Genomic DNA, 22,176 nt, shown 5'->3' with positions numbered 1-22,176 from the left:
GAGCACTATGTCATTACCTAAGATTTCCTGCTTTTGCTGCACCTTTGGCCGCCCGCATTTGTTAGAAGAGGCCATTGAATCGTTTCTGCGCCAGGATTATGCCGGTGAGAAAGAGCTAATTGTTCTCAATGACTTCAGCGGGCATCGTTTACTGTTCGAACACCCGCAAGTGACCGTTATCAATCTGTCGACCCGCGTTGTTCCCCTGGGTAAAAAATTCAATCTGGCTGCCAGTTACTGCACGGGTGACATCTTAATGCCCTGGGAGGACGATGACATTTATCTGCCCTGGCGACTCAGCGTAAGCGCCGCGCAGATCCGTGATGGCGTTTTCCATACCCGCCAGGCCTGGCTGGAAAACAGCAACCATGAGCTTGAATATTCTGAAAATCTCTATCAGTGCAACCTGGCGATTGAACGCACTGTGTGGCAGCAAATTGGCGGCTATTTAGAGCATGATGTCAGTGCGATTGATTTAGCGCTGTTTCGTGCGCTGGGAAGCGATAAACACACGCAAATATTGCCATGGGAAGATATTTTTTATGTCTATCGCTGGCAGTCATCAGGCGCTTTTCATGCATCCGAGGTCGGCGGAAATTGCGCCAGTATCAGCGATCATGCCGGCTATATTGTTAATCAGCTGGCCATCTCGGGGAAACTGCCATTGGGAGACGTACAGCTTAAGCCTCGCTGGCAAAGAGATTATGTTGCACTCAGTCGGTGTGCCAGAATTCCAACCCGCTCACCATCGTCGCCACACGTACCCAATAAAAATCCAAACTCATGCCCTGTCACCCGGGGTTTTCAGATTGACGAACAGGTGTTTATTAACAGCCCACTCCACGACACCTGGTTTTTACTCGACCCCTTGGCAAGTACCATCTGGCAGGGGCTGCAATCGAATCAGTCAGTATCCGACATCGCGCTCACGCTACATCGTCAGTATGGGACCGATGTGGCCCATGCCAACGCCGATATCCAAGCTATCACAGCAAACTTTAGCCAGGAAGGCTTGCTGCGCGATTGGTGCGAACCGCTCTGGCTCGATGTGGCAGAGCAAGCCGTCGTCGTGGTCATCCAGCAGGATAGGCTACGCAATGACTTTAAGCGTCTCTTTACCCAGCTCCGGAGTGACTGGCCAGTCAACTGGGATCACCATCTAGAGCTGCGCGAAGAGCGGGAATTTTATAGTGTGTATCTGAATGCTCAACAGGATGCGGAGTTACTCTACGCAGATCAGGCCCTCTATCGTTTAATTGAATTGCTGCAAACGCTCCAGGCTTCAACCACGCAGCATGCCACTTACCTCAACGGCCTGCTACTTAGGGTGAGCAATCAGGTGATTGCGGTTTGCAGTTCAGATCTCAGCCACAACGCTGTCAGCCTTGAGACCCCGGATGCACAGCAAGTCGAGGTCCTCAGCTACGGCCGCTTTCAGTTAACCAGTAATGGCGATGTTCAGGCTGTTCGCGCCCCACACATAATTCCTGCGCAACAGCGTAAAGCATTGCACACTCAGCCCGTTACCAGCGCCTATTTTAATGGCCAGTTGCATCATATCTGTGAACCCCTGCCCTGCGACGAGCAAACGCGCTATCAGGTTGATCACTGTATTATGGCCACTGAACAACTGCCTTCAGGTCCGCGCTCTGCCGCGCAGGCGTTATCAATACTTTTAAACGAAGGGCTGATCCGAACCCCTTATTTGAGTCAGACTCAGATAGCGCACCTGCTCAGCTGGTTAGCCTCAACCCACACCGTCGCCGTTACGCCCGATGCTCTGACGCTCAGCACGCTGCCACTACGTCAGGATACAGCCCACACCGATAGCTCTGCGCTGTCTCCTTTGCAGATCCCCCAGTTTAAACGTTTTGATAAACAACGCACTCAGCTGACTTTGCCCGGCGTTTTGCCAACAAATCAAGACAGAGCAGACAACGGACAGCGATATGCTCAGGTGAACATTCACCCCTCTGTTGACTTAATTGAATGGGTTAGCCAAAAGCTTGAGGCCGGTGAAAGCAAGGCGCAGGTATACAGAGATCTGATTGAATCTGGCTACGCCATGGAAATGGCCGAAAAAGCCATGTATGGATTCAAACCGAAAATAAAGACCGAGCAAATAGAAGATGCCAGCCTGCGTGAAAGCACACACACCAAACCGAGTCTCTATTTTGCTTTTGCCAACATCGCCATCACGCAAAACCCAAAAAGCATCCGCATTGCAGATGTACGCGCACAAATTTTCCGTTTTGAGGGAGCTTTATCTGAGCAGGAATGCCAGTCGTTGATTACCCGCCTGGAGGGCCACTTTCAGCCCTCGACCGTCGTTGACCAGCAGGGCGACAGCAATCAGGGTTACCGTACCTCCTGCACCGCCTGCCTGGAACAGATCAGTCACCAGGAAAATATCAAAATAAAAAATAAAATCAGTGCCCTGATGGGTATTGATAGCGCGTATCTGGAGTCTTTACAGATCCAGCGCTATGGCACCGGGCAAGAGTACAAAGTGCACTGCGATTTCTTTCACGAGTCGTCCCCCAGCTACCAAAAATGCATCGACAGTGTCGGCCAGCGTACCTGGACATGCGTTGTCTATTTAAACGATGATTTTAGCGGCGGAAACACACACTTTACCCAGCTGGATATCACGGTCACGCCCCGCACCGGCATGGCCTTGTGCTGGAACAACTTGTCACCGCTGGGTAAGCCCAACGAATACACCTACCACTGCGGCCAGCCGGTTGAGTCGGGATTCAAGTACATCATTAGCGCCTGGTTTAGAGAAAAACCATTTAATAAATAGCAATAATAAGAAAGCACCATTACAACGAATGATGCTTTGCTAAGTTATACCGGTGGAGGTGGTGCCCCGCCAAAGGTTGTGGGCGGCGGAGGTGGTGGTATGCCAAAGGTGGTTGGCGGTGGCGGCGGCATGGCTGTAGGCGCAGGTGGTGGAGGGGGGGTCACCACAGGCTGGTCAGTCACATTAGGGTCTGTATCATCCAGATCGGTATCGTTATCAACATACCCATCTACGTAATCTACGCAGCTTTGAATACTGACATCCGCATTGCCAAAACCATCATAATCACTATCCTGATAGAGTGTGTAGGGTAAAAAATCCCCGCGACGTATCAGCTTATTTGCCGCTTTAATCGATACCGTGATCACGTGTACATCATAGCGACTGTGGTGACACACATCGATTTTTTCGCCTTTGGCGGCGACTTGCATCGATGTTGCCATCAGCACAGCCACTGCAACACGTGTTAAGTTCAAAGTCATGAGTACCTCCAAGGTAATTGGGTACTCATAGAGTATGGTCAATAACTCGCCAAGTTCAATGCAAAAAGCTGAATAATCTTTTTCATGGTCTATTTACTTTGTGACTTCCCAATTGCAGTTTGATCTGTGCCCCCGTAATGAGCAGCTATAGTTAGACATATCACTTATCCACCGAGCGATGTTAATGGCTGAAACACGTGTATTAATCACTGGGGGTGCCGGATTTATTGCCCACCACCTGGTGCTGGAGATCCTGCGGCGAACAGACTGGCACATTACAACACTGGATAGACTCGACTACAGCGGTAACCTAAACCGCCTGCAGGATGCATTAAGCGACCTCCCTCCGGCCGTAACACGCCGGGTAAAAATTGTGTTTCACGACTTAAAAGCGGCATTAAACCCACAAATTATTCAGGAAATTGGCCGGGTAGATTATGTCTTTCATCTGGCTGCAGGATCTCATGTAGACAGAAGCATTGCCTATCCAATGAGCTTTGTGCTGGATAACGTCGTGGGCACCTGTAACATTTTGGACTTTGCCCGTAGCCAGGATAACCTCAGGCGGTTTTTTTACTTCAGTACAGACGAAGTGTTTGGTCCGGCCCCCGCCGATGTGTGCTATAAAGAGAATGACCGCTATAACAGTACCAACCCTTACTCTGCAACCAAAGCAGGGGGCGAGGAACTCGCGGTTGCCTACCACAACACATATAAAGTACCTGTCGTGATCACCCATACCATGAATGTTTTTGGTCAGCGGCAACACCCGGAGAAATTTATTCCGCAAAGCATCAGAAAAATACAACAAGGAGAAACCGTCACGATCCACAGTGACAAAACCTGTACCATCCCAGGCTCTCGCTTTTATATTCATGCGCAGGATGTTGCCGATGCCCTGCTCTTTCTGGTTGATAGCAACTGGTCTGAGAAGACAGACAATGAACAAACCCTTTGCCCTAAATTCAATATCGTTGGCGCAAAGGAGCTAAATAACCTGGAGCTGGCCCAAATCATTGCACAGGTGCAAAACAAACCGCTGCGTTACGAACTCGTCGACTTTCACTCTTCGCGGCCCGGACACGATCTGAGGTACGCCTTATGCGGTGAAAAAATGAAGCAATTAGGCTGGACACCAAAAGTAGACTTACTCAGCCGCTTAGAACAAGTTGTACATTGGACCTTACTTAATCCCAGATGGTGTTAGCTTATGAAAAATGAGACAGGGTAACACTGGTAATTCAACGCCGATGTTATATTCTGCTGTGGTGCGCTTATTCACAACCTGAACAAATAACCGAGTTAGGATAATGGGTGAGCCAAACACACAATAAGAATAAACATAAGAAAATCCGCATTGACCAAACGTCGGTGGGTGAGTAGTAAAAGCGCCAGGCGCATTAGGGATGTTATGACACAGCAATACTGGATAGGTGAGTTTTTTGTAGACTTATCACGTAATCAAATCACCGTCGAAGAAGAGATAAAAACCTTAGCGCCCAAGGCACTGTCTGTACTCACGGTGCTGGCACAACATCAGGGGCAAGTGCTCAGTCAGGACATGCTGCTGGATCACGTGTGGCAAGATACAGTGGTCTCGCCGAACACCCTGCAGCGTTGCATTGCGCAGTTGAGAAAAGCATTAGGTGATGATGGCAAAGAGCAGCATATCATCAAGACCCATGCCAAGAAGGGCTACAGCCTGGAATGCGAAGTACGCTGGCAAGCACAATCGCAAAGTACGACACCTGAACAGCACACAGAGAACACTCAACCCGAACCAAACCCCACACCAGCGCCCGCTCAGGTACGCTCCCGCTCCCAATTTGGTTTTGCCCTGTTTGCAGCGGCATTTTTTATTGTTGGCCTCGCAGCCTCTGTCTTATTCGAACCAAACTCAAGCGCACAGCTCACGATCAGCGAATTCCGGCCACTGACTGCCACAGATAACCGCGAAGTTGCCGGAATATACTCCCCTGATGGTGAATATATTGTGTTTCACCGTTACTCCACAGAAGTGTGTCGTAATAATATCTGGGCAAAACGCATCGATACCCAGCAGGAGTTTCGTCTCACGGACAACCTGGATATCAACGGACAACATCAGTTTTCGCCCGATGGCAAAACGCTGGCCTTTGTACAAACCTCTAACTGTATTCAGCCCGTGACACAAAAGCTCTGCTATCACCTGATGATGCTGGATTTCGATAAAGCACTGCAAACACCACAAACGCCGACTCGCGTGCTGGAATGCAAAAACTCACAGATCAGAGAGCCGCAATGGCTGGACAGCGACCACATTGCGCTGCTGCAAAAAAACCATGAGCGCTGGAAATTAATTCGCTACTCACTGAAAGATAACACCAGCACCCCTCTTTATGAGGTCAGCGATGGCGATATCATCAGTTATGATTACTCGCGTAAAGACGGCCTGCTGGCGGTCGTGCGCCTCGGCGAAGGGTCACATCATTATATAGATATGCTCAAACCCAATGGCGAGCAGGTATCCAGCCATCGCATTCACTACCCCAATACCATTGCCCCCTTTAAGTCTATCTACCCCAACTTTTCGCCCTATGAGAATCAACTCGCCTTCAGCACCGGCCGCCAGTTATACACCCTAACCTATCAGGGGCAGGTTAACCCGGTGACGCTGCCTGTGGATGAACCTATGGGCTCACCGGTGTTTCATCCCAGTGGCAGCCGTATGCTGGTGATCAAGGGACAATACGACAGCGATATTTATGCCATGCCTTTACACCAGGCAACACAGGCACAAACACATCAAATTTTAGAACGCTCGAACCGGGAAGAAAGCAACGCCCTATTTCAGCCAGGGGGCGAGCTGCTCGCCTTTAATTCTGCGCGCTCCGGACAAATGCAGATCTGGCTCAGTGACGGACAAGTCCCCCGTCAGCTTAGCAATTTCCCTATGGACACCTCTTTATATGAAACCCACTGGTCCGCCGATGGGACACAGCTGTTAGCCAATACCGACAAAACACTGGTGCGTTTCAACCTCGATGGCAGCCAACACACTGTGCCACTGGACTACCCGGTGGTGCAGCTGTTTCATTGGGACAGTCGCAACCAGACAGCCTTATCTCTGATCCGGGTCAATGGCATACTCACCTTTGCAGAGCTGGATCTGAACACCGCTGATGTGCGTATTCTCAAAGACCGCGACGTAACCTGGGCACTCAAAACCGCCGACGGGAGCCTGGTTTATACCGATCACATGGATCGTTTCTGGCGATCCGGCCCGGTTGAAGATCAGCTGATTGAGCCGCTATTGACGCAAGGCAGCGATCGCCTGTTTACTGCCTTTGGCAATACCTTATATGGGATCAACGAGGATGCCCAATTGTGGTCTTACGATCTGCACAGCGGTGATTTTGAGATCATAACTACGGTGGAAAATGATATTATCCGCATTTCCGCCGTCAACGATGCGCAAATCCTCCTCATCAAACAACTTACATCGCGTAAAGAAGTGGTGGAGTTACTACTGGCTGATTAACAGCATTACTCAAGGGGCAGGCTACGATCAGCCCCTTGAGCAACACAATGCACGGGTTAAGGCTCGGCAAGCTGTTGCTTTTCCTGCTCGCTAAGCGTGCGCTGATAATTACTGTAGCTCAGGCCCAGCCACTGCGGTAGGGTTGCACTGACAAAAACGGAAGACCAGGTCCCTACTGCCACCCCAATGAATAAAGCACTCGCAAATCCCTGCAAACTGGCCCCACCGAGCCACCAAAGTGCGGCTATGGTGGTCAGTGTCGTCAGCGAGGTAATGGCGGTTCTGCCCAGGGTGCTGCCCAACGCCGCATTAATGGTGTTGCTCACAGTGCTATCCGGACGGGCGCGAACCAGCTCTCTGACTTTGTCGCCAATCACAATCGAATCATTCAATGAGTAGCCAATGATGGCCAGCAAGGCGGCCAGTACCGTCAGGTCAAATTCCATTCCGGTCGCTGCAAAAAAGCCCAATGTGATAAGCACGTCATGCAGCAAGGCCAGACTTGCTGATACAGCCAGTCGCCATTCAAATCGCACGATCAGATACAGGCCCACTGCCAACAGGCTCACGAGCAATGCCAGCCCGCCCTGCTCGATGAGCTCAGCGCCTATCTGCGCACCCACATAGCGGCTGTCGAGGATCTCCACCCCCAGATCGTCGGGCAACTGAGTGTGCCAGTCGAGCGGTGTCGGGCTGTTATTGTGCGGTGGCTGAAATAATTGCCAGTGCAGCGCCCCTTGCTCAGATAATCGAAACTCCCCGGAAACATAGGGCGTCAGCTGGTCGCGTAACTCACTGCTGGAGATATCCTGAGCGAGCTGGAACTCACTGACATAGCCACCCGTAAAGTCCTGTCCAAACACCAGTCCATGCTGGTTGATAAGCACCCCGCTAAGTATGACCGCTATCAGACTCAATAGTAATCCCGAGGTACGAAGTGTTTGCCAGAGTTTATGCATATCAGGCTCCTTTTTCCGATTTGGTGCGATAGAACCACTGCGACAATTGGCCGGAGACCACCACGCCGCAAAACATACTGGTGATGATCCCCAGCGCCAGAGTAATGGCAAACCCCTTAACCGGGCCATAGCCAATGGACATCAACACCAGCGCGGTGATCATGGTCGTCAAATTGGCATCTATAATGCTGCTTTGCGCTTGCTGATAACCACGTTTTAGCGCCGCGCATGCTGCTTCCTTGTCGTCTTTCTTCTTTGATCCGCTCAAAGATAATCACATTGGTATCGACCGCCATACCTATCGTCAGGACCAGGCCGGCAATGCCGGGTAAGGTCAGCACAACGCCCGGTAGTAACGACATCAGGCCCACTAAACACACCAGATTCGCCACCAGCGCCATGCAGGCAATGACACCCAGCTTGCGATACCACAACAACATGAACCCCAATGTCAGCGACAGGCCCAGTGCCAGTGCACCAAAACCACTCGCGATGTTTTGCGCACCCAGGTTAGGCCCTATGGTGCGTTCGGTTACTATGGTTAAGGGCGCATCTAAAGATCCTGCCCGCAATAACAGCGCCAGATCCTGTGCCTTTTGCCACGACCCCAGGTTCGTTATGCTGAAGCGTTGTCCCAACACCTGTTGAATGGTGGCGACTGAAATCACCTGACTACTTTGGTGGATCTCACCCCGGCTATCGGCGATATACTCACTGTACATAGTCGCCATAGGCTGACCCACATTGGCACGGGAAAAACGCAACATTTTATCGCCGCCCCGGGATGATAAAAATAACTGCACCAGAGGTTTGCCATACTCGTCCCGGCCAGCCTGCGCCGAGTCAATATCAGCCCCGGTAAAAATAGCCAGCGGGTCTAACCCCACCATGCCATACTCAGCTTTGACGCGCTTGCCACCAAACTCCTGCAACGCATGGAAAGACAGTTGTGCTGTCGCACCGATGATCCGTTTTGCTGCCGCCGGCTCCTGAACCCCGGGTAGTTCAATACGAATGTAATTGGCCCCCTGACGCTGGGTCACAGCTTCTGTAATGCCCAGCTCTTCGATCCGCGATCTGAGTGTGGTCAGCGCCTGGGTCATGGTTTGTTTTTCAAAGGCTGCTTTGCCAGCCTCATCGTAGCTGAGTGTTGCCCGCAATAAATTACCGTGTTTATGTGTCTGGACGCTCAGGTGCTGAAACTGGGCCAGCAATGCCGTCTGTAACTGCTGCAATGCCGCCGCTCCCTGGGGGAGCGCCACCAACTCAAGACCTGCAACCGAACTGCGTTCAATACGCACGCCTTTTAATTTATCGCGGATGCGCTGAGACTTTGCCTCCAGCGCGATATTTTCCATGCGCTTTTCCAGTGCTTTGTCGGTATCGACTTTCAACACGAACAGCACCCCACCATTTAAATCCAGGCCCAGCTTAATGGGTGATAACCCCAGCCGTTGCAACCAATATGGCGCAGTGGCTTGTTCAACCACTTTTACGGTCGCCTGATCCCGCAACGCCTCGGCCAACACCGCTTGTGCTGAGGCTGAGGCAGTCTGTGACGTTAACGTCACCAACGTTGGCTCGCCCGAACCTATCTGTGCAACGCTAAAGCCGTGGCTTTGTAGCAGTTGCACGAGCGTGTCGGGACTGGGCAAGGTCTGCGCTTGTGGCAGCGCACTGATACTGAGTTGGGTTTTGTTTTGATATAAATTGGGCATGGCACACAAACCCAATACAAGGATCACCGCAACCACCAACAGCCGTTTGAGCCGCGCCGGCCAGACCGTACTCGCAGCGTTCGTTTTTCTATTCATAATTTGACTCACTTATCGATGAGCTGCATCGCTGAGCAGCTCACACTTTGCTATTTACCTGATAAAACATGTCGCAGCCCAACCAGGGTTCTGGTCGCTACGTATCGTGAGATCAGGCGCTCAGCTGATAAGTCAGTCTTGCACGGTAAGTTAAATTAGCAGGCTGGCAGTCATTAATAAGACCTGTGCGCATACGCGAGGCACACTGATGCCAGGGTCGTTTCAACGGTTGGTGAATATATTGCTGGCTCACCCGGTACAAGTCGGGATCAGCAAAGACATAGAGCAGATCATAATCTGGCTGTTGGTCCGGATGCAGAAAGTAACTGGGATGCGTTAATCGGCTCTGTGACGGCAGTTGCGCGGGATAGCTTGCCGGTTGTGAATGCGACACCTCGCTACCTGGCGCAGACAAGTGCTTTATCAGTGCTGTGTCGGTGGCTTTATGCCAGAGGTCATTGGTGTCAGGTTCGGTATCAACACTCACAGCCTGTGATAACACTGCCATTGAAACATGCTGGGTTTGCCAATCTGCGGCCACAGCATCGCGACTACCCATATTCAGTAGCGTACATAGCAGCAAAAGCGGCACTAAACACCGCAATATTTTGGCAAATGTCTCATAACTCATGGGGTGAAGATATAGACGGCAAAACGGTTTTTCAATAGCCATCACAAAAAATGACCGTGATACCGGGGGGAGCATAGCAGCGTAAAATTGACGAGAAATTATGTTGCGCTTAATCTTAGTCAAAACCACCATGCACAATTCAATAGCCCCCTGTTCTATCGCACGCATTTAGTACAAAAATATGCCCTACCAACGGCCCTAATAAATCACAGCCTTTAGCGTAACGATCTCATAAATATTATCGAAACAAAAAAGCCGCGACACTTTTTGGTATCGCGGCTTCAAACTTTTTATACGCTATTGAGCTTATTCAAACTCAATGGTGACAATCTGCTTCTGGCTTTGACCATTGCTACTAGTGTAAATGTAATAACTAAATGAGTCGCTTGCGCCATTTGCACTGCCATTTGGTGTATAAATAAATTCACCAGAGTATTCACCGATGGCTACGTCGCCGAAAGCTGGCGCATCTGCCAACCCAAATGTCACCCCATTGCCACCTGGTAGCTTGCCAGCAAAAGCAGCATACTCAGTCGTAGTAAACTTAACATCAAGGCTATTATCTACTTCAACCGCGCCAAAAATAGTACCGTTGTATCTATCAATCGCTTTATTTTTTCGGACATCTTGTTCGAAGTCGTGATACAACAGTAAATCTTGTTGACAGCCTAGCTCCATTTCCTCTTTACAAGCATTTATCTCATCTTCAGATAGTGCACGAGTCCATATCGCAACATCATCAATGTGACCTTTAAAGGTGTTTGTTGTTGTATCTGTCGAACTGTAAGCGCCAATACGAAGTGGTACGTGGTTGTTCAAGTTACGTTTTGTACCTAAAGCACTGCTACCAACGTTCTTGCCGTCTAGATACATTGTCACTTTAGCGGCATTTTCCCAATCAACAACAACTGCAGCATGGTACCAACGTCCGGTAGTAAGTTTTTGACCAGTCGCTTCATATCCTTTTTTACCATTGCTGTACGCATCATGATTCCACGTTAAACGATTTCTTGTGTTAACACTCCACGTCCAGCCTTTATAACCATTGGCACCACCAATTTTTTTATTGAGAATAATGCGAGTTTGATTGCCAGAACCTGGTTCTAAATAGATCCAAGCTTGTGCTGTGAAGTTGTCACCACCGAAGTCAAGTGAACCATCGGTCGGGTCACCAAAGTCAACGTAGTCACCATTGCCGTCAAACGTTAAATATGTATTATGCTTTTCAAGCTCAGGCCCGTTCATTAACGTCATCGTACTCTCGCCTGTTAGATCTTCTAATTCACCGTTAACCATACTGTCAAAGTGATAGTAAGAAACTAGGTTTGAGTTACTTAACGAAGCGCCTAAGTAACGATTTGCCGCGATAGACTCTTGTGATTTTGCGTAATCCCAAATACGAACTTCGTCAATATTCGCATCTAACTTCTTGCTAATACCATCGTTGCCAGAACCCCACACAAAGTAAACGTTACTATCTTTTGCAGCATCTACTTCAGAAATGATTAGTTCACCGTCTAAGTATACTGACAACTGCTGAGTCGGCTGATCATAACTCACAGCATAGTGCTGCCACTGACCAACAGTGATTGTCTCAGTCGACTTAAACGTGGTGTTTGTGGCTTTCACACGTAAACGACCATCAGAGAATATTCTCACCGCAGCCTTTGAAGAGTTTGCGTCTTCTGAAAAAGTGAATAAATTAGAGTTTTCTTCTGGATTCAACGAGTTCACTTTTACCCACGCTTCAATCGTGTATGAACTGTTTGGATTAAAACCAGAGTCCATAGTTTGAACCATGCTCTGATCAGTACCGTTGATTACAATAGATTGGCCAAAACCGCTCATGATAGATAAGTCTTGATGATATGGGCTTTCAACAGGGCTCCACTCACTACACTCAGGGTTACCAAAATCAGTACCATCATGCGGGGTTACACAGAAAGCCACAAAGCTATCAATGTCTTCCAATGACAAGGTGTATGATTGATAGAATTCACCATCAATAACTTGCGCATCATCATTACTGCCTGTCGCAGAACGATACCACTGATAACGTGAGCGCTCTTCAATATCACTTTCATGATCAGTATAAGTGTATGACGCTGATACTGTAGATTTACCGATAAAATCGCCAGCTAATGTTACCTCAGAAGCCACTGGAGCATTGTTACCATATGACAGCACCGGTTCACCACATGCAGCACTGTTACTACATAAATCAAATGATAACGCTGTTGTGAATGAGTTTTGCGCGATAGTGATTTCCGTTGGCCCACCAAAGTCTGTGGTGTCATATTGGATCTCTTTTTCGCTGTCTAATAATGGCCCATAAGAACCTTTTTCAAACATCAAACCTTGGTTACCCATAGTGTAGATGTTATCTGCGGTACAAACGGCCTCTTGGACATTGTATTCAAACTCAAGCAATTTAAATGGCATTCTAAAAAATGCATTCATTTTCGTGTTGTTAACAAATTTTGATGCAGCATTGACGGTTAATGTCGCGTCAATCATACCGTCGTTATTAACGTCATGCGTAAGCTCTGGCGTAAAGGTAATGTCTTCTTCTGGGTCAAAGTAAACCTCAGTGCCATCTTCAAGAACTAAAATAGCCGTAGATTCAATGTTCAACTCAAAGTCTTGGTGTAAATCTAGCGCTGCACTCACAAAAGTATCAAGTGTACTGAATTTGTATCTGCGATATAAATCTTCACCAGCAGGTGCAAAATAGTTATCAATACATTGTTCAGACGTGCCTTCCATTGACTCCATGCCAGCTTGTGCATGCCACTTAGTCCAGTTAGAGCCCCAGTAAATTTCTTCTGATACCCAGTCAGTTAGATCGTGACCAGCTAAGAAACGCAGTTTATCTACTTCTAAACCAATCGCTTTTTCAATCGCCTTTCTTGCGTTTGAAGGCACCTCAGCTAAAGAGTCACGTGTTAGATTCTTAATGAAATAGATGATCTGTTCATTCGTCATGTTTGCAGGAATGAAAGAGATTGTTGTGGCTGTTGGGTCTGAGACATCAGTACTGATAATTTCAATACCATCAACTGCACCTTTATGAGCGTATACAACGTCAATAATATAAACACCATTAACCATGCTGGTGCCGTGAGTAATGTTATCACTCACATCTCTTGCGTGGTCTTCAGCGGTAACAACTGATAACTCGTAGAAGTTATTTTCAATTAATGAAGTAAGTTTCTCATCGGTCAACTCACGCGTTAAATCGTAAACTTCAACACCATCATCTAACTTGTAACATTTAGAACGATTGAGTGCATTGGCACAGTTGCCACCGTATACACCAAACGATTCTGAACCGACCGTTTTCTCATAAGACGCGTAATCAATTTTGGTTTGACCATTTAGTTTTTCAAACAATGCTGATTCATATTTAATTAAATAGTCTTCAAAAATTAACTCAGCTGAGATTTGCACACCGGGAGACGACGCAATGAAGTTTGCGTTTTCGCCAACGGTAAACTTGGTTGCTAAATTAACCGGCTGACCTGCTGCAATTTCATCCGGGAAGCGTAAATCCAGCTCAAGCGGAATGTCAGCTTCAACCCATCCACCGAATAAGTCCATACCGCCGACATAATGGATTTTCCCGTGTGATTCAATTCGAATAATCGCAGGATCATCAGGCAGATTTTCTTCTGGCACATTCCAAGTATGCTTCGTTTCAGTTGACGCCCACTGCGGAGAGCTCATACCTAATAGTTCAAGTACAGTGTTATCGCCCCAATAACTACCTTCACCACTTACATCACCTTCTAACGTAATTTCCATTGAATCCATATCTAATACGTCAACAGTAATCTGTGCGGTGTCAGTCGTATTGTATTGGTCATACACAATCACTTGTAATGTGTAAGTTGCGGTATTTTCAAAATCTAAGCGAGAGATGGCCGGGCTTATGCTTAATACACCTGTTTGTGCATCCAATACGAGATCACCATCTTCATTACCACTTAAAATTTGGAACGTAACGAAGTCACCAACATCATTTGCATCGGCTGCAAGTATGCCAATTCCTGTGCCACTGGCAGCAATTTCACTGACAGCAAACGTTTGGTCTTCAATCGTTGGGGCGTTATTAACTGTAACTGTTAAACCATCTTGCACTAACATAGTCGCTGAGCCAGATGTGAACACTTTATAAGTCACATTATCGATAACCTGTGTTGTTTCAGAGTCAACCCACTGGTTATTTGCAGCACCAACATAGTCGTCGTTGTCACCTAAAATACGTAAGTTTGAATTACTGCTCACGCTCTTATTAAGCGTAATTGAGTTAGCACCTGAACCACGGATATCAAATACTTCAACGTTACGTACACGTGAGGCTTGAGTTGCAAGGTCTAGATTAATGCCTGAACCGTCAAATACTAATGTATCTGTGTTACCGCCTGCATCAATACGCGTGAAGGTGTTGTCAGAAATATAAATGGTATCTTCACCTGGACCTGCGTAAACGGCATCAGTGCCACCGTTAGTTCGAATAACGTCGTCACCTGTACCAGTGGCAATATTATCTGCAGACGCAGTACCTGTGACTGTGTCGTTACCCTCAGTCCCCCAAAGCGTTACTAACTTGCCGTCACCATTTAGAACATACACAGCACCTGTGTTGTTTAAATTGTTTTTGTTCGCAGAAGGCGTACCAAATTGAATGTCTTTGATACCATCGCCATTAATATCACCAGCACTTGCAATGAATTGCCCGAGCTGCTCGCCACCATTACCTTCGGAGTAAAAACCTTGTTGGGTTTCAATGATCTCACTAAGATAAACAGGCTCTGTACCTGCGCGGCCATAAACAGCGTAAACGCGACCTTTGTTGTCCTCTGCAAACGGATCACCGATGATGATGTCGTCAAAGCCGTCGCCATTTAAGTCACCTGCACCACCGATTGAACCTAAAATAACTTGTAAGTCATTGTGGTCGATATTTGACGCGTCATTGTGAATTACAAAACCGCCATTGCCATTGGCAATATCCGCTAGATTGATTTCATCAGCAACGTCAACACCGCCAAATAAGATGTATGCACGAGGGTGTTCAATACCAGAACAGCACCCTATGTCTGTCAACAATAACGCGATATCGTCAACACCATCAGCATTTACATCGCCTACGTGAGAGGTGGTAAAAGAAGGAAGTGCATCAAGAGTTGCATCACCAAAATCGAAACCATAATTGCCGCTGCCCTGTGGCGTGATCTTGATGCCATTGCCTGCGGATTTAATGCTGTTATATTTCACAGCCTCTCCGCCGATGCGGCCATGAACAACGTAACTTGTACCAGAGGTATCAACAAATAAACCGTGGCTAACAATAAAGTCTGTTAAGCCATCGCTATTAAAGTCACCCGTTGGTAAAACTTGTGCGCCATAATACCAGTCGCTAAATAACTTTCTGCTTGGACGCGTAATCGCAAAACCTTGCTCGTTGTAGTCAGTCGCAACGTTAGCTAACTGAACAACATTGTTGTCTTTTTTACCGTAAACAACATACGCTAGGTTAGGATCAGCTGTCCCATCTTCAAGTAAATCTCTTAATGCAAAAGAGCCTGTGCCCGCTAAGAAACGAGTAACCGTTTCACCAATAACAATATCACCCAGACCGTCACCGTTAACGTCACCAACGACTAACGTACCACCTGCATAATCTTCTGTGTATGCACCGTGTATAGCAAAACCATAATCGCTCCCGCCAGCATTCATATCAGACAATGGCACATAGTTAGTACCTGTTTTACCAAATACAACATATACTGAACCAGAGTAATCGCCATTGGTTCCCGCATAAGGAGCACCAACTACAACGTCTGATAATCCGTCGCCGTTAATATCAACACCGCCAGCAACCGCAAAACCTGCGTTGTCGCCAGACTCAGCTCCCATGATACCAAAACCACGAGTACCACCGATCACTTCTGTTAATGATGGGAATGTGCCCGTTGCATCACTGAAAAGAACGTAAGCAGCACCATTATCTTCGTACATAAAGGTGCCGTCATTTCTATAAACATCTGCTTGTGGAGAGCCTACAATGATATCGTCGAAACCGTCACCGTTTACGTCACCAGCAGGGGCTACTGACCAACCGGCCCAGTCATCCGCGGCAAGACCATCAATGGATTGCGCGTTGTTATTTAATGAATCATTGATGTCGTTCACATTAATTGTCACAGGGGTGTCGTATTGGTTTCCCGCACCATCTGTAACGCGAACTGTTAATGAATATTGGTTGTTGCCAAGTTCAAAATCTAATTGCGTTTGGTCAGCAACTTTAATTTCACCTTTCACCGGATCAACTGAAAATACCCCGGCATCATTGCCAGATACAATAGAGTAAGTGTAGTGCTCAAGGGGGATATCCCAACGACCTGCTTCGAAGATTTGGTAATGAAGCTCGAACTCACCAAAACGATTTGGTACAAGGTTTTCATTATCTGCATGCAGATAACCTTCTAGCATCATAGGGGCAACGAAGTTTAAGCGTACGGCTGCATCGAAAATCTCTTTGTCTTTGCCAACGGCTTGTACAAAAACAACCGGATTGTTATACGATTTTGAGAAAGTAATTGAGAATGGATTTTCGATGTCAGTGTCATCAACCGTGATCACACCTGTTTCACCAACAATAGCCATCGTCTCAGTAAACAATAAACCTGTACCTTGTAATGCAAATACGTTTACGTTTTCCGCAGCGTGTGAAGCATCATCAAGATTATCAATATGAACTTTTACTTTATTTGCAGACAATTCATCAACTGCCACGCCACTTTGCGAAGTGCCGTTGTACGTCGATAAAGAAGTTAAAATATTCGGAGTGTCTGTCATCGGCACACTAAACGCGTGACCGTGAGTATTGTGTGTTACCGAAGTGCCTGTGCTTGACACGTCGATAGGCTTGTCATTCCAAAAAGCTGAAATAGGCTCAGCAAATGCAATCCAACCTAGCGTTTCACCTTCGCCAGTGTCAAGGAAGCTTTGGATAACGCTAGTGCCTTTTTTGTCTAACTCTGACTCTAATACCGCTTCAAAACCAAGGGCTGTTACATTGTCTAGGCGATGACGCATTAACAAGCGATTATTGTTCTTGCTTGTTACGCCAGAATAAGAATAAGTACTTACTTCGTACTCTACCTGATAGTCACTGTTTGACTGGATTTGCCCAAACACGATTGGTGCTTGTGTAAAGGTTGAAGTAAATGAAATGGGTTCAAACGCTTCACCATTTGTTACCCAGTTTTTTATCTCAGTTTTACCAACTTCTAAACGTACCTTTTTGTCTGATTCGCCATCAAGGAAGCTAACAGTACCAATGATCGTGTTCGCTTTAGTATTTTCATCAACATTTATTGTCAATGGGGCCGGCGTTGCCTGAACAAAGTTGGGAAAACTAGTCCCCACAGTCAGTAGTGCCAAGTACAGTTTGTTCCGCATTATAGTATTCATACCCCTCTACCTGGTCGGTAAATACAGCTTAAGATATGAATTTATCTCACAAAAATGAGATTTAAATATGTATACAATAAGGAAGTTTAGACATTTCTCATTAATTTTCTGGGCCTTGAGCATGCCTAAAAACCCAAACTAACTGGACTAAAACAATGAGATATATACAAGCACATTTGTCATGTAACATTTTGCGTAGCTAAGGCGTGAAAATACGAGATAGGCTTTAAAAGTAGGTTAGCAAACGCTTGCATGCACAAGCGTTTGCTAATGTAAAAGGGTGAGTCAGCCTGTAAGCCGGGTTCTGTTCTCTCCCGAGGGAGATCGATAATCATTCGTCTAGGCTTGGGATCGCTCCCAAGCTCGAGCAACCTACCCGGTTCCGATGCGGGCCACACCATAAGGAACCCTATTTGGTCTTGCTCCGGGTGGAGTTTACCTTGCAACCAACTGTTACCAGTGGCCCGGTGCGCTCTTACCGCACCCTTTCACCCTTACCGGTTCCGAAGAACTTAGGCGGTCTTCTCTCTGCTGCACTTGTCGTAGGCTCACGCCCCCCAGCCGTTAGCTGGCACCCTGCCCAATGGAGCCCGGACTTTCCTCCCCCTGATCATTTTCGTCACAGGCAGCGATTATCCGGCTGACTCAGGCGGGCGATTATACGCACCTTTACCATAAAACGCAGCATTAATTTGCGTTACTTGCCATTATTCCCCTTCGCGCTCGGCGATGATGGCTTTATACAGGGCGTTTTTCTTCAATCCGAAGTACTCAGCGGCAATGCCACAGGCTTTTTTCAGCGGCATTTCCCCTTCCAGCAAACCGATCAGCTGTTTGGCTTCCGGCGACATTTCGCTGCTCACCTGGGTTTTACCCGGCAGCATCAGTACCAGCTCGCCCCGTTGGCGCTCAGGTTCGTTTTCGAGAAACGCAATCAGCTCACACACTGGCCCACTGAAAAAGGTTTCATACGTTTTAGTCAGCTCTTTGGCGAACACTACCTGCTGCTGTTCACCCAGTGCTGTTTGCAAGTCAGCCAGACTGGCCATGATACGGTGAGTACTTTCATACATAATGCTGGTGATGCCGGACTCATGTGCCTCTTTAAAGAAGCTCTGGCGAGCCTGGCTCTTAGCAGGCGTAAAACCAATAAACTGGAAGCGATCCGTTGGCAAACCAGAGCAACTCACTGCCGCAATTGCAGCACAGGCGCCAGGCACAGGAGTAACCTGAGCGCCGGCTTCACGACATAAGTTCACCACCGCATAGCCAGGGTCGCTGATCAGCGGCGTGCCAGCGTCGGATACCAGCGCGATGTCCATACCCTGCTCCAGCCAGTCCAAAACCTGCTGCGCCTTTTGTTTCTCGTTGTGGTCGTGCAAAGCAAAGGTTTTTGCTTTTATGCTGAAATGACTCAATAATTTACCTGTGTGGCGCGTGTCCTCGGCAGCCACTAAGTCGACGTCTGCCAGCACTTTCAGCGCACGTTCACTGATGTCTTCTAAATTGCCTATGGGTGTGGCAACGATATACAGGGTGCCAATTTTGTCTGAGATTTCGGCATTTGTCATTGAGCTCTCCAGGGTCAGTCAGTAAGATATCCACAAACAAAAGGTATGAGTATAGGTTTGCGAGTGAGACTGAAAAATATAAGTCTAGTGATTGCGGTATTGTCAGGGTTATCTGCCTGTGGCACAACCCCTAAAACGGCATCAACGCAAGACAAACAGACATTGGCCACAGCCTCTACCGCACCAGCTGAACAACTGGATGCGCAAGGTCTGTTCGATAAGGCCAGCAGCAAACAAGGCGCTAGTAAAATCCAGTTGCTCTATCTGGCAAGGCAAGCCGCCATTGACGAACAAAACTGGCCCATTCTGGAACTGGCCTGTAGCGAGCTTGAAAGCAAAGCCAGTGTCGATCATGTACAAAACAAACTGTATACCGCGTTGGCCCGACAACAACAGCAGAAATTCAGCAGCGCGCTGGCCTTACTGCAAACGTTGGAGAGCAAATTAAAACTGCCCGAACATCAGGCCTGGCATCAGTATTTAATGGGCAGCGTATATGCCGCCCAGCAGTTGCCCAAAAAAGCACTGGTCCATTATTTTAAAAGTGCCGACCTGGCCAACAAACACCAATTGTCGATTGCCGGTCTGAATCGGGACATCTGGCAGGCATTGCAGCAGTTGTCCTCCTATGCGCTGGAACGCTTCGATCGCGGCACGGTTATCCAGCAAGGCTGGGTTAAACTGGCCAAGTATCATCAGATCTACCTCGGGTCGACGGTGCAACTTCATCAGGCGTTAAATAACTGGCAACGTCGATATACCAGCCACCCGGGCAGTGAGATTATCCCCACTGAGGTAAAAACCACGCTGGATCTCGCACCCTATAACGTAACCCGCATCGCGGTTTTATTACCAACCTCTGGCAACAGTGAACGCCTGGGCAGAGCCCTCAAAAATGGCTTCCTGGCCGCAATGGACAACAACCGGGTTGAAGAGATTTTCTTTATTGATGAAACGCTGGATGTTGCACAAATTGATAAAGAGCTACAACAAAGTCAGGCTGAATTTGTCATTGGTCCGTTACTCAAAAGCAATGTAGAAAAGCTCACCGCCAGTACATATTTAACAACCACACCTGCCCTGTTTTTAAATACCCTGGATACCGCTTCACAGGCCGGAAATCCAGACCATTATTACTTTGCGCTGGACCCCGAGCATGAGGTTGAGCAGGCCATGGTGCACTTTCTCGCCAAAGGCTATCAAAAGCCGATGTTACTGGCTCCCGATACCGCATCCGGTAAACGCCTGATCAGCCACTTTGAAACCCAGTGGCAGCGTTATAGCGAAACCCGCCCGGAAGTCGGCTTTTACTCAGACAGTGAAAACATGGCCGAAGTGGTTGGCCAATTGCTTGAAGTAGACAGCTCAAAACAGCGGATCAACACCATTAAGCGTATGTTTCGCAAAGAGCTGGAAAGCGAGACCCGTTCACGTCGTGATATAGATGCCATCTATATCTTAGGGGATGCCATTGAAACTCGTTTACTCAAGCCTTATCTGGACGTCAATGTCAGTACCTTTGCCGATCGTATTCCGCTCTATGCCAGCTCGCGGAGTTACAGCAAGCAGATAGACAAAACAGACAAAGGGGATCTAGAAGGGCTATTTTTCACCGAAGTACCCTGGATGCTACCCGGTGCGGTAAAGTTGCAAAACTTGCGCGAACAACACTCTGTCTTGTGGCCGGAACAATCAGACATTGAGCAACGCCTGTTTGCCATGGCCTATGATGCCCTAAACCTGCTCCCTGAAATTAAGCAGCTGAGTAAAATACCAGGCAAAGAATTTGACGGCCTGACTGGCGCACTCACCATCAAAGAAGCGAACCGGATTGATCGTCAGCTGAGCTGGGCACAATATCACAAAAAGCAGATCCGACTGGTGAGCCTGGACCAGCGCCCACCTACGCCGCTGTTTATGAAACAGCTGTATGACAATTACCAGGCACAGCAGTAAACGATGTTTGGCAACCTGTTCAGTCATAGCCGAGAAAAAGGCCAACACTATGAAAAGGTTGCTGAAACTTATCTTAAAAAGCAGGGTCTTAAAGCCATAACACGTAATTATTTATGCCGCTATGGTGAAATAGACCTGATCATGAAAGAAGGCGATACCTGGGTGTTCGTCGAAGTAAAATTCCGCCGTGGCGGAGGCTTTGGTGGCGCAATACAGGCGCTGAGTCAAAGTAAGTTACAAAAATTGCGTCGCAGTATATATAATTACCTGCAACAATCTGCTTTGCACAATGTCCCTGTCCGAATCGACTTTGTAGCAATTCAAGGCGATAAAAACCCAGATATCCGATGGATTAGAAATATAACTTAGTATGCAAGAATCAATTAAAGAGATCTTTACCGAAAGTATTCAAGCACAAATTGCCGCAGGTGAAGCGCTCCCTGAGGTACTTGAATCAACGGCTTATGCAATTGCACAGTGCCTCATCAACGGCAATAAACTGATCTGTTGTGGCGTACCAAGCTGCCACATGATGGCGGAACACTTCAGCAATCTGTTGGTGAATTACTTTGAGACTGAGCGCCCGTGTCTGCCTGCACTGACCCTGAGCCAGACTCAGATCAACCTCAGCAATAACGACGAGAACCAGGGATCAGATTATTTTGCCCGCCAGGTTCGCGCTATCTCAAATGAAAATGATCTATTGTTTGTTGTGGCCATCGACGGACATGAAAAGAGTGTGATCAGTGCGGTAGAGGCAGCGCTGACCAATGATCTCAATGTCATTGCGCTGATCGGCGATGATGGTGGCGAGCTAACGGGGCTGCTGGGACCCAATGACGTAGAAATACGCGTACCCAGTAAACGTGCCAGCCGCATTCTCGAGACCCATTTATTTACCGTACACTGCCTGAGCCAGTTAATCGACAATATTCTCTTCCCACAGGACGCATAA

At 47.8% G+C, this 22,176-nt stretch carries 11 protein-coding genes, 1 other RNA gene and 1 pseudogene; 6 read left to right on the top strand and 7 right to left on the bottom strand.

From position 1 onward, the window contains the following. The first annotated feature begins 7 nt into the window (after positions 1-7). Positions 8-2,806, top strand: a complete 2,799-nt coding sequence (locus PRUB_RS00610) for a PqqD family peptide modification chaperone (RefSeq protein ID WP_010383404.1) — start codon at positions 8-10, stop codon at positions 2,804-2,806. A gap of 44 nt (positions 2,807-2,850) precedes the next feature. On the opposite strand, the gene PRUB_RS00605 is transcribed toward PRUB_RS00610, so the two are convergent. Continuing rightward, the gene (locus tag PRUB_RS00605) at positions 2,851-3,288 is read right to left on the bottom strand and encodes a hypothetical protein (protein ID WP_040644676.1); all 438 of its coding nucleotides are present in this window, start codon (positions 3,286-3,288) and stop codon (positions 2,851-2,853) included. Between the two features lie 184 nt (positions 3,289-3,472). Here PRUB_RS00605 and PRUB_RS00600 point away from each other — a divergent pair, with 184 nt between their 5' ends. Next, positions 3,473-4,495, top strand: coding sequence for a dTDP-glucose 4,6-dehydratase (locus tag PRUB_RS00600; protein WP_010383405.1), 1,023 nt, complete (start codon positions 3,473-3,475; stop codon positions 4,493-4,495). A 204-nt stretch (positions 4,496-4,699) separates the two neighbouring features. Next, positions 4,700-6,808, top strand: coding sequence for a winged helix-turn-helix domain-containing protein (locus PRUB_RS00595; protein WP_010383406.1), 2,109 nt, complete (start codon positions 4,700-4,702; stop codon positions 6,806-6,808). Between the two features lie 56 nt (positions 6,809-6,864). Here the strand turns inward: PRUB_RS00595 and secF are convergent, their stop codons facing one another. From secF to rsmI, 6 genes and pseudogenes are all read right to left on the bottom strand, one after another. After that, complete coding sequence (gene secF / locus PRUB_RS00590) at positions 6,865-7,767, bottom strand: protein translocase subunit SecF (RefSeq protein WP_010383407.1); 903 nt, start codon at positions 7,765-7,767, stop codon at positions 6,865-6,867. Between the two features lies 1 nt (position 7,768). After that, positions 7,769-9,581: pseudogene (gene secD / locus PRUB_RS00585) on the bottom strand (protein translocase subunit SecD). Positions 9,582-9,693: 112 nt separating this feature from the next. Continuing rightward, positions 9,694-10,254, bottom strand: a complete 561-nt coding sequence (locus PRUB_RS00580) for a hypothetical protein (protein ID WP_155946255.1) — start codon at positions 10,252-10,254, stop codon at positions 9,694-9,696. Positions 10,255-10,518: 264 nt separating this feature from the next. After that, positions 10,519-17,694 carry a LamG-like jellyroll fold domain-containing protein gene (locus tag PRUB_RS00575; RefSeq protein ID WP_021032765.1) on the bottom strand — a complete coding sequence of 2,392 codons (7,176 nt, stop codon included), beginning with the start codon at positions 17,692-17,694 and terminating at the stop codon, positions 10,519-10,521. Between the two features lie 277 nt (positions 17,695-17,971). Then, positions 17,972-18,342: RNase P RNA component class A (gene rnpB, locus PRUB_RS00570), an RNA gene on the bottom strand. Positions 18,343-18,401: 59 nt separating this feature from the next. Beyond that, a complete protein-coding gene (gene rsmI / locus PRUB_RS00565; RefSeq protein WP_010386590.1) occupies positions 18,402-19,265 on the bottom strand; it encodes a 16S rRNA (cytidine(1402)-2'-O)-methyltransferase in 864 nt (287 codons plus the stop codon). 63 nt (positions 19,266-19,328) lie between these two features. Here rsmI and PRUB_RS00560 point away from each other — a divergent pair, with 63 nt between their 5' ends. From PRUB_RS00560 to PRUB_RS00550, 3 genes are read left to right on the top strand one after another with little or no spacing between them, the layout of a single operon-like run. Next, positions 19,329-21,221 carry a penicillin-binding protein activator gene (locus tag PRUB_RS00560; RefSeq protein ID WP_010386591.1) on the top strand — a complete coding sequence of 631 codons (1,893 nt, stop codon included), beginning with the start codon at positions 19,329-19,331 and terminating at the stop codon, positions 21,219-21,221. Positions 21,222-21,224: 3 nt separating this feature from the next. Next, positions 21,225-21,590, top strand: a complete 366-nt coding sequence (locus PRUB_RS00555) for a YraN family protein (RefSeq protein WP_010386592.1) — start codon at positions 21,225-21,227, stop codon at positions 21,588-21,590. 1 nt (position 21,591) lies between these two features. After that, on the top strand, positions 21,592-22,176 hold the full coding sequence (locus tag PRUB_RS00550) for an SIS domain-containing protein (protein ID WP_010386593.1): 585 nt from the start codon (positions 21,592-21,594) through the stop codon (positions 22,174-22,176).

The sequence above is a fragment of the Pseudoalteromonas rubra genome (genome assembly GCF_000238295.3).
In the GTDB taxonomy this organism is placed as follows: Bacteria; Pseudomonadota; Gammaproteobacteria; order Enterobacterales; family Alteromonadaceae; genus Pseudoalteromonas; species Pseudoalteromonas rubra.
This window is presented reverse-complemented; position numbering and strand designations above follow the sequence as displayed.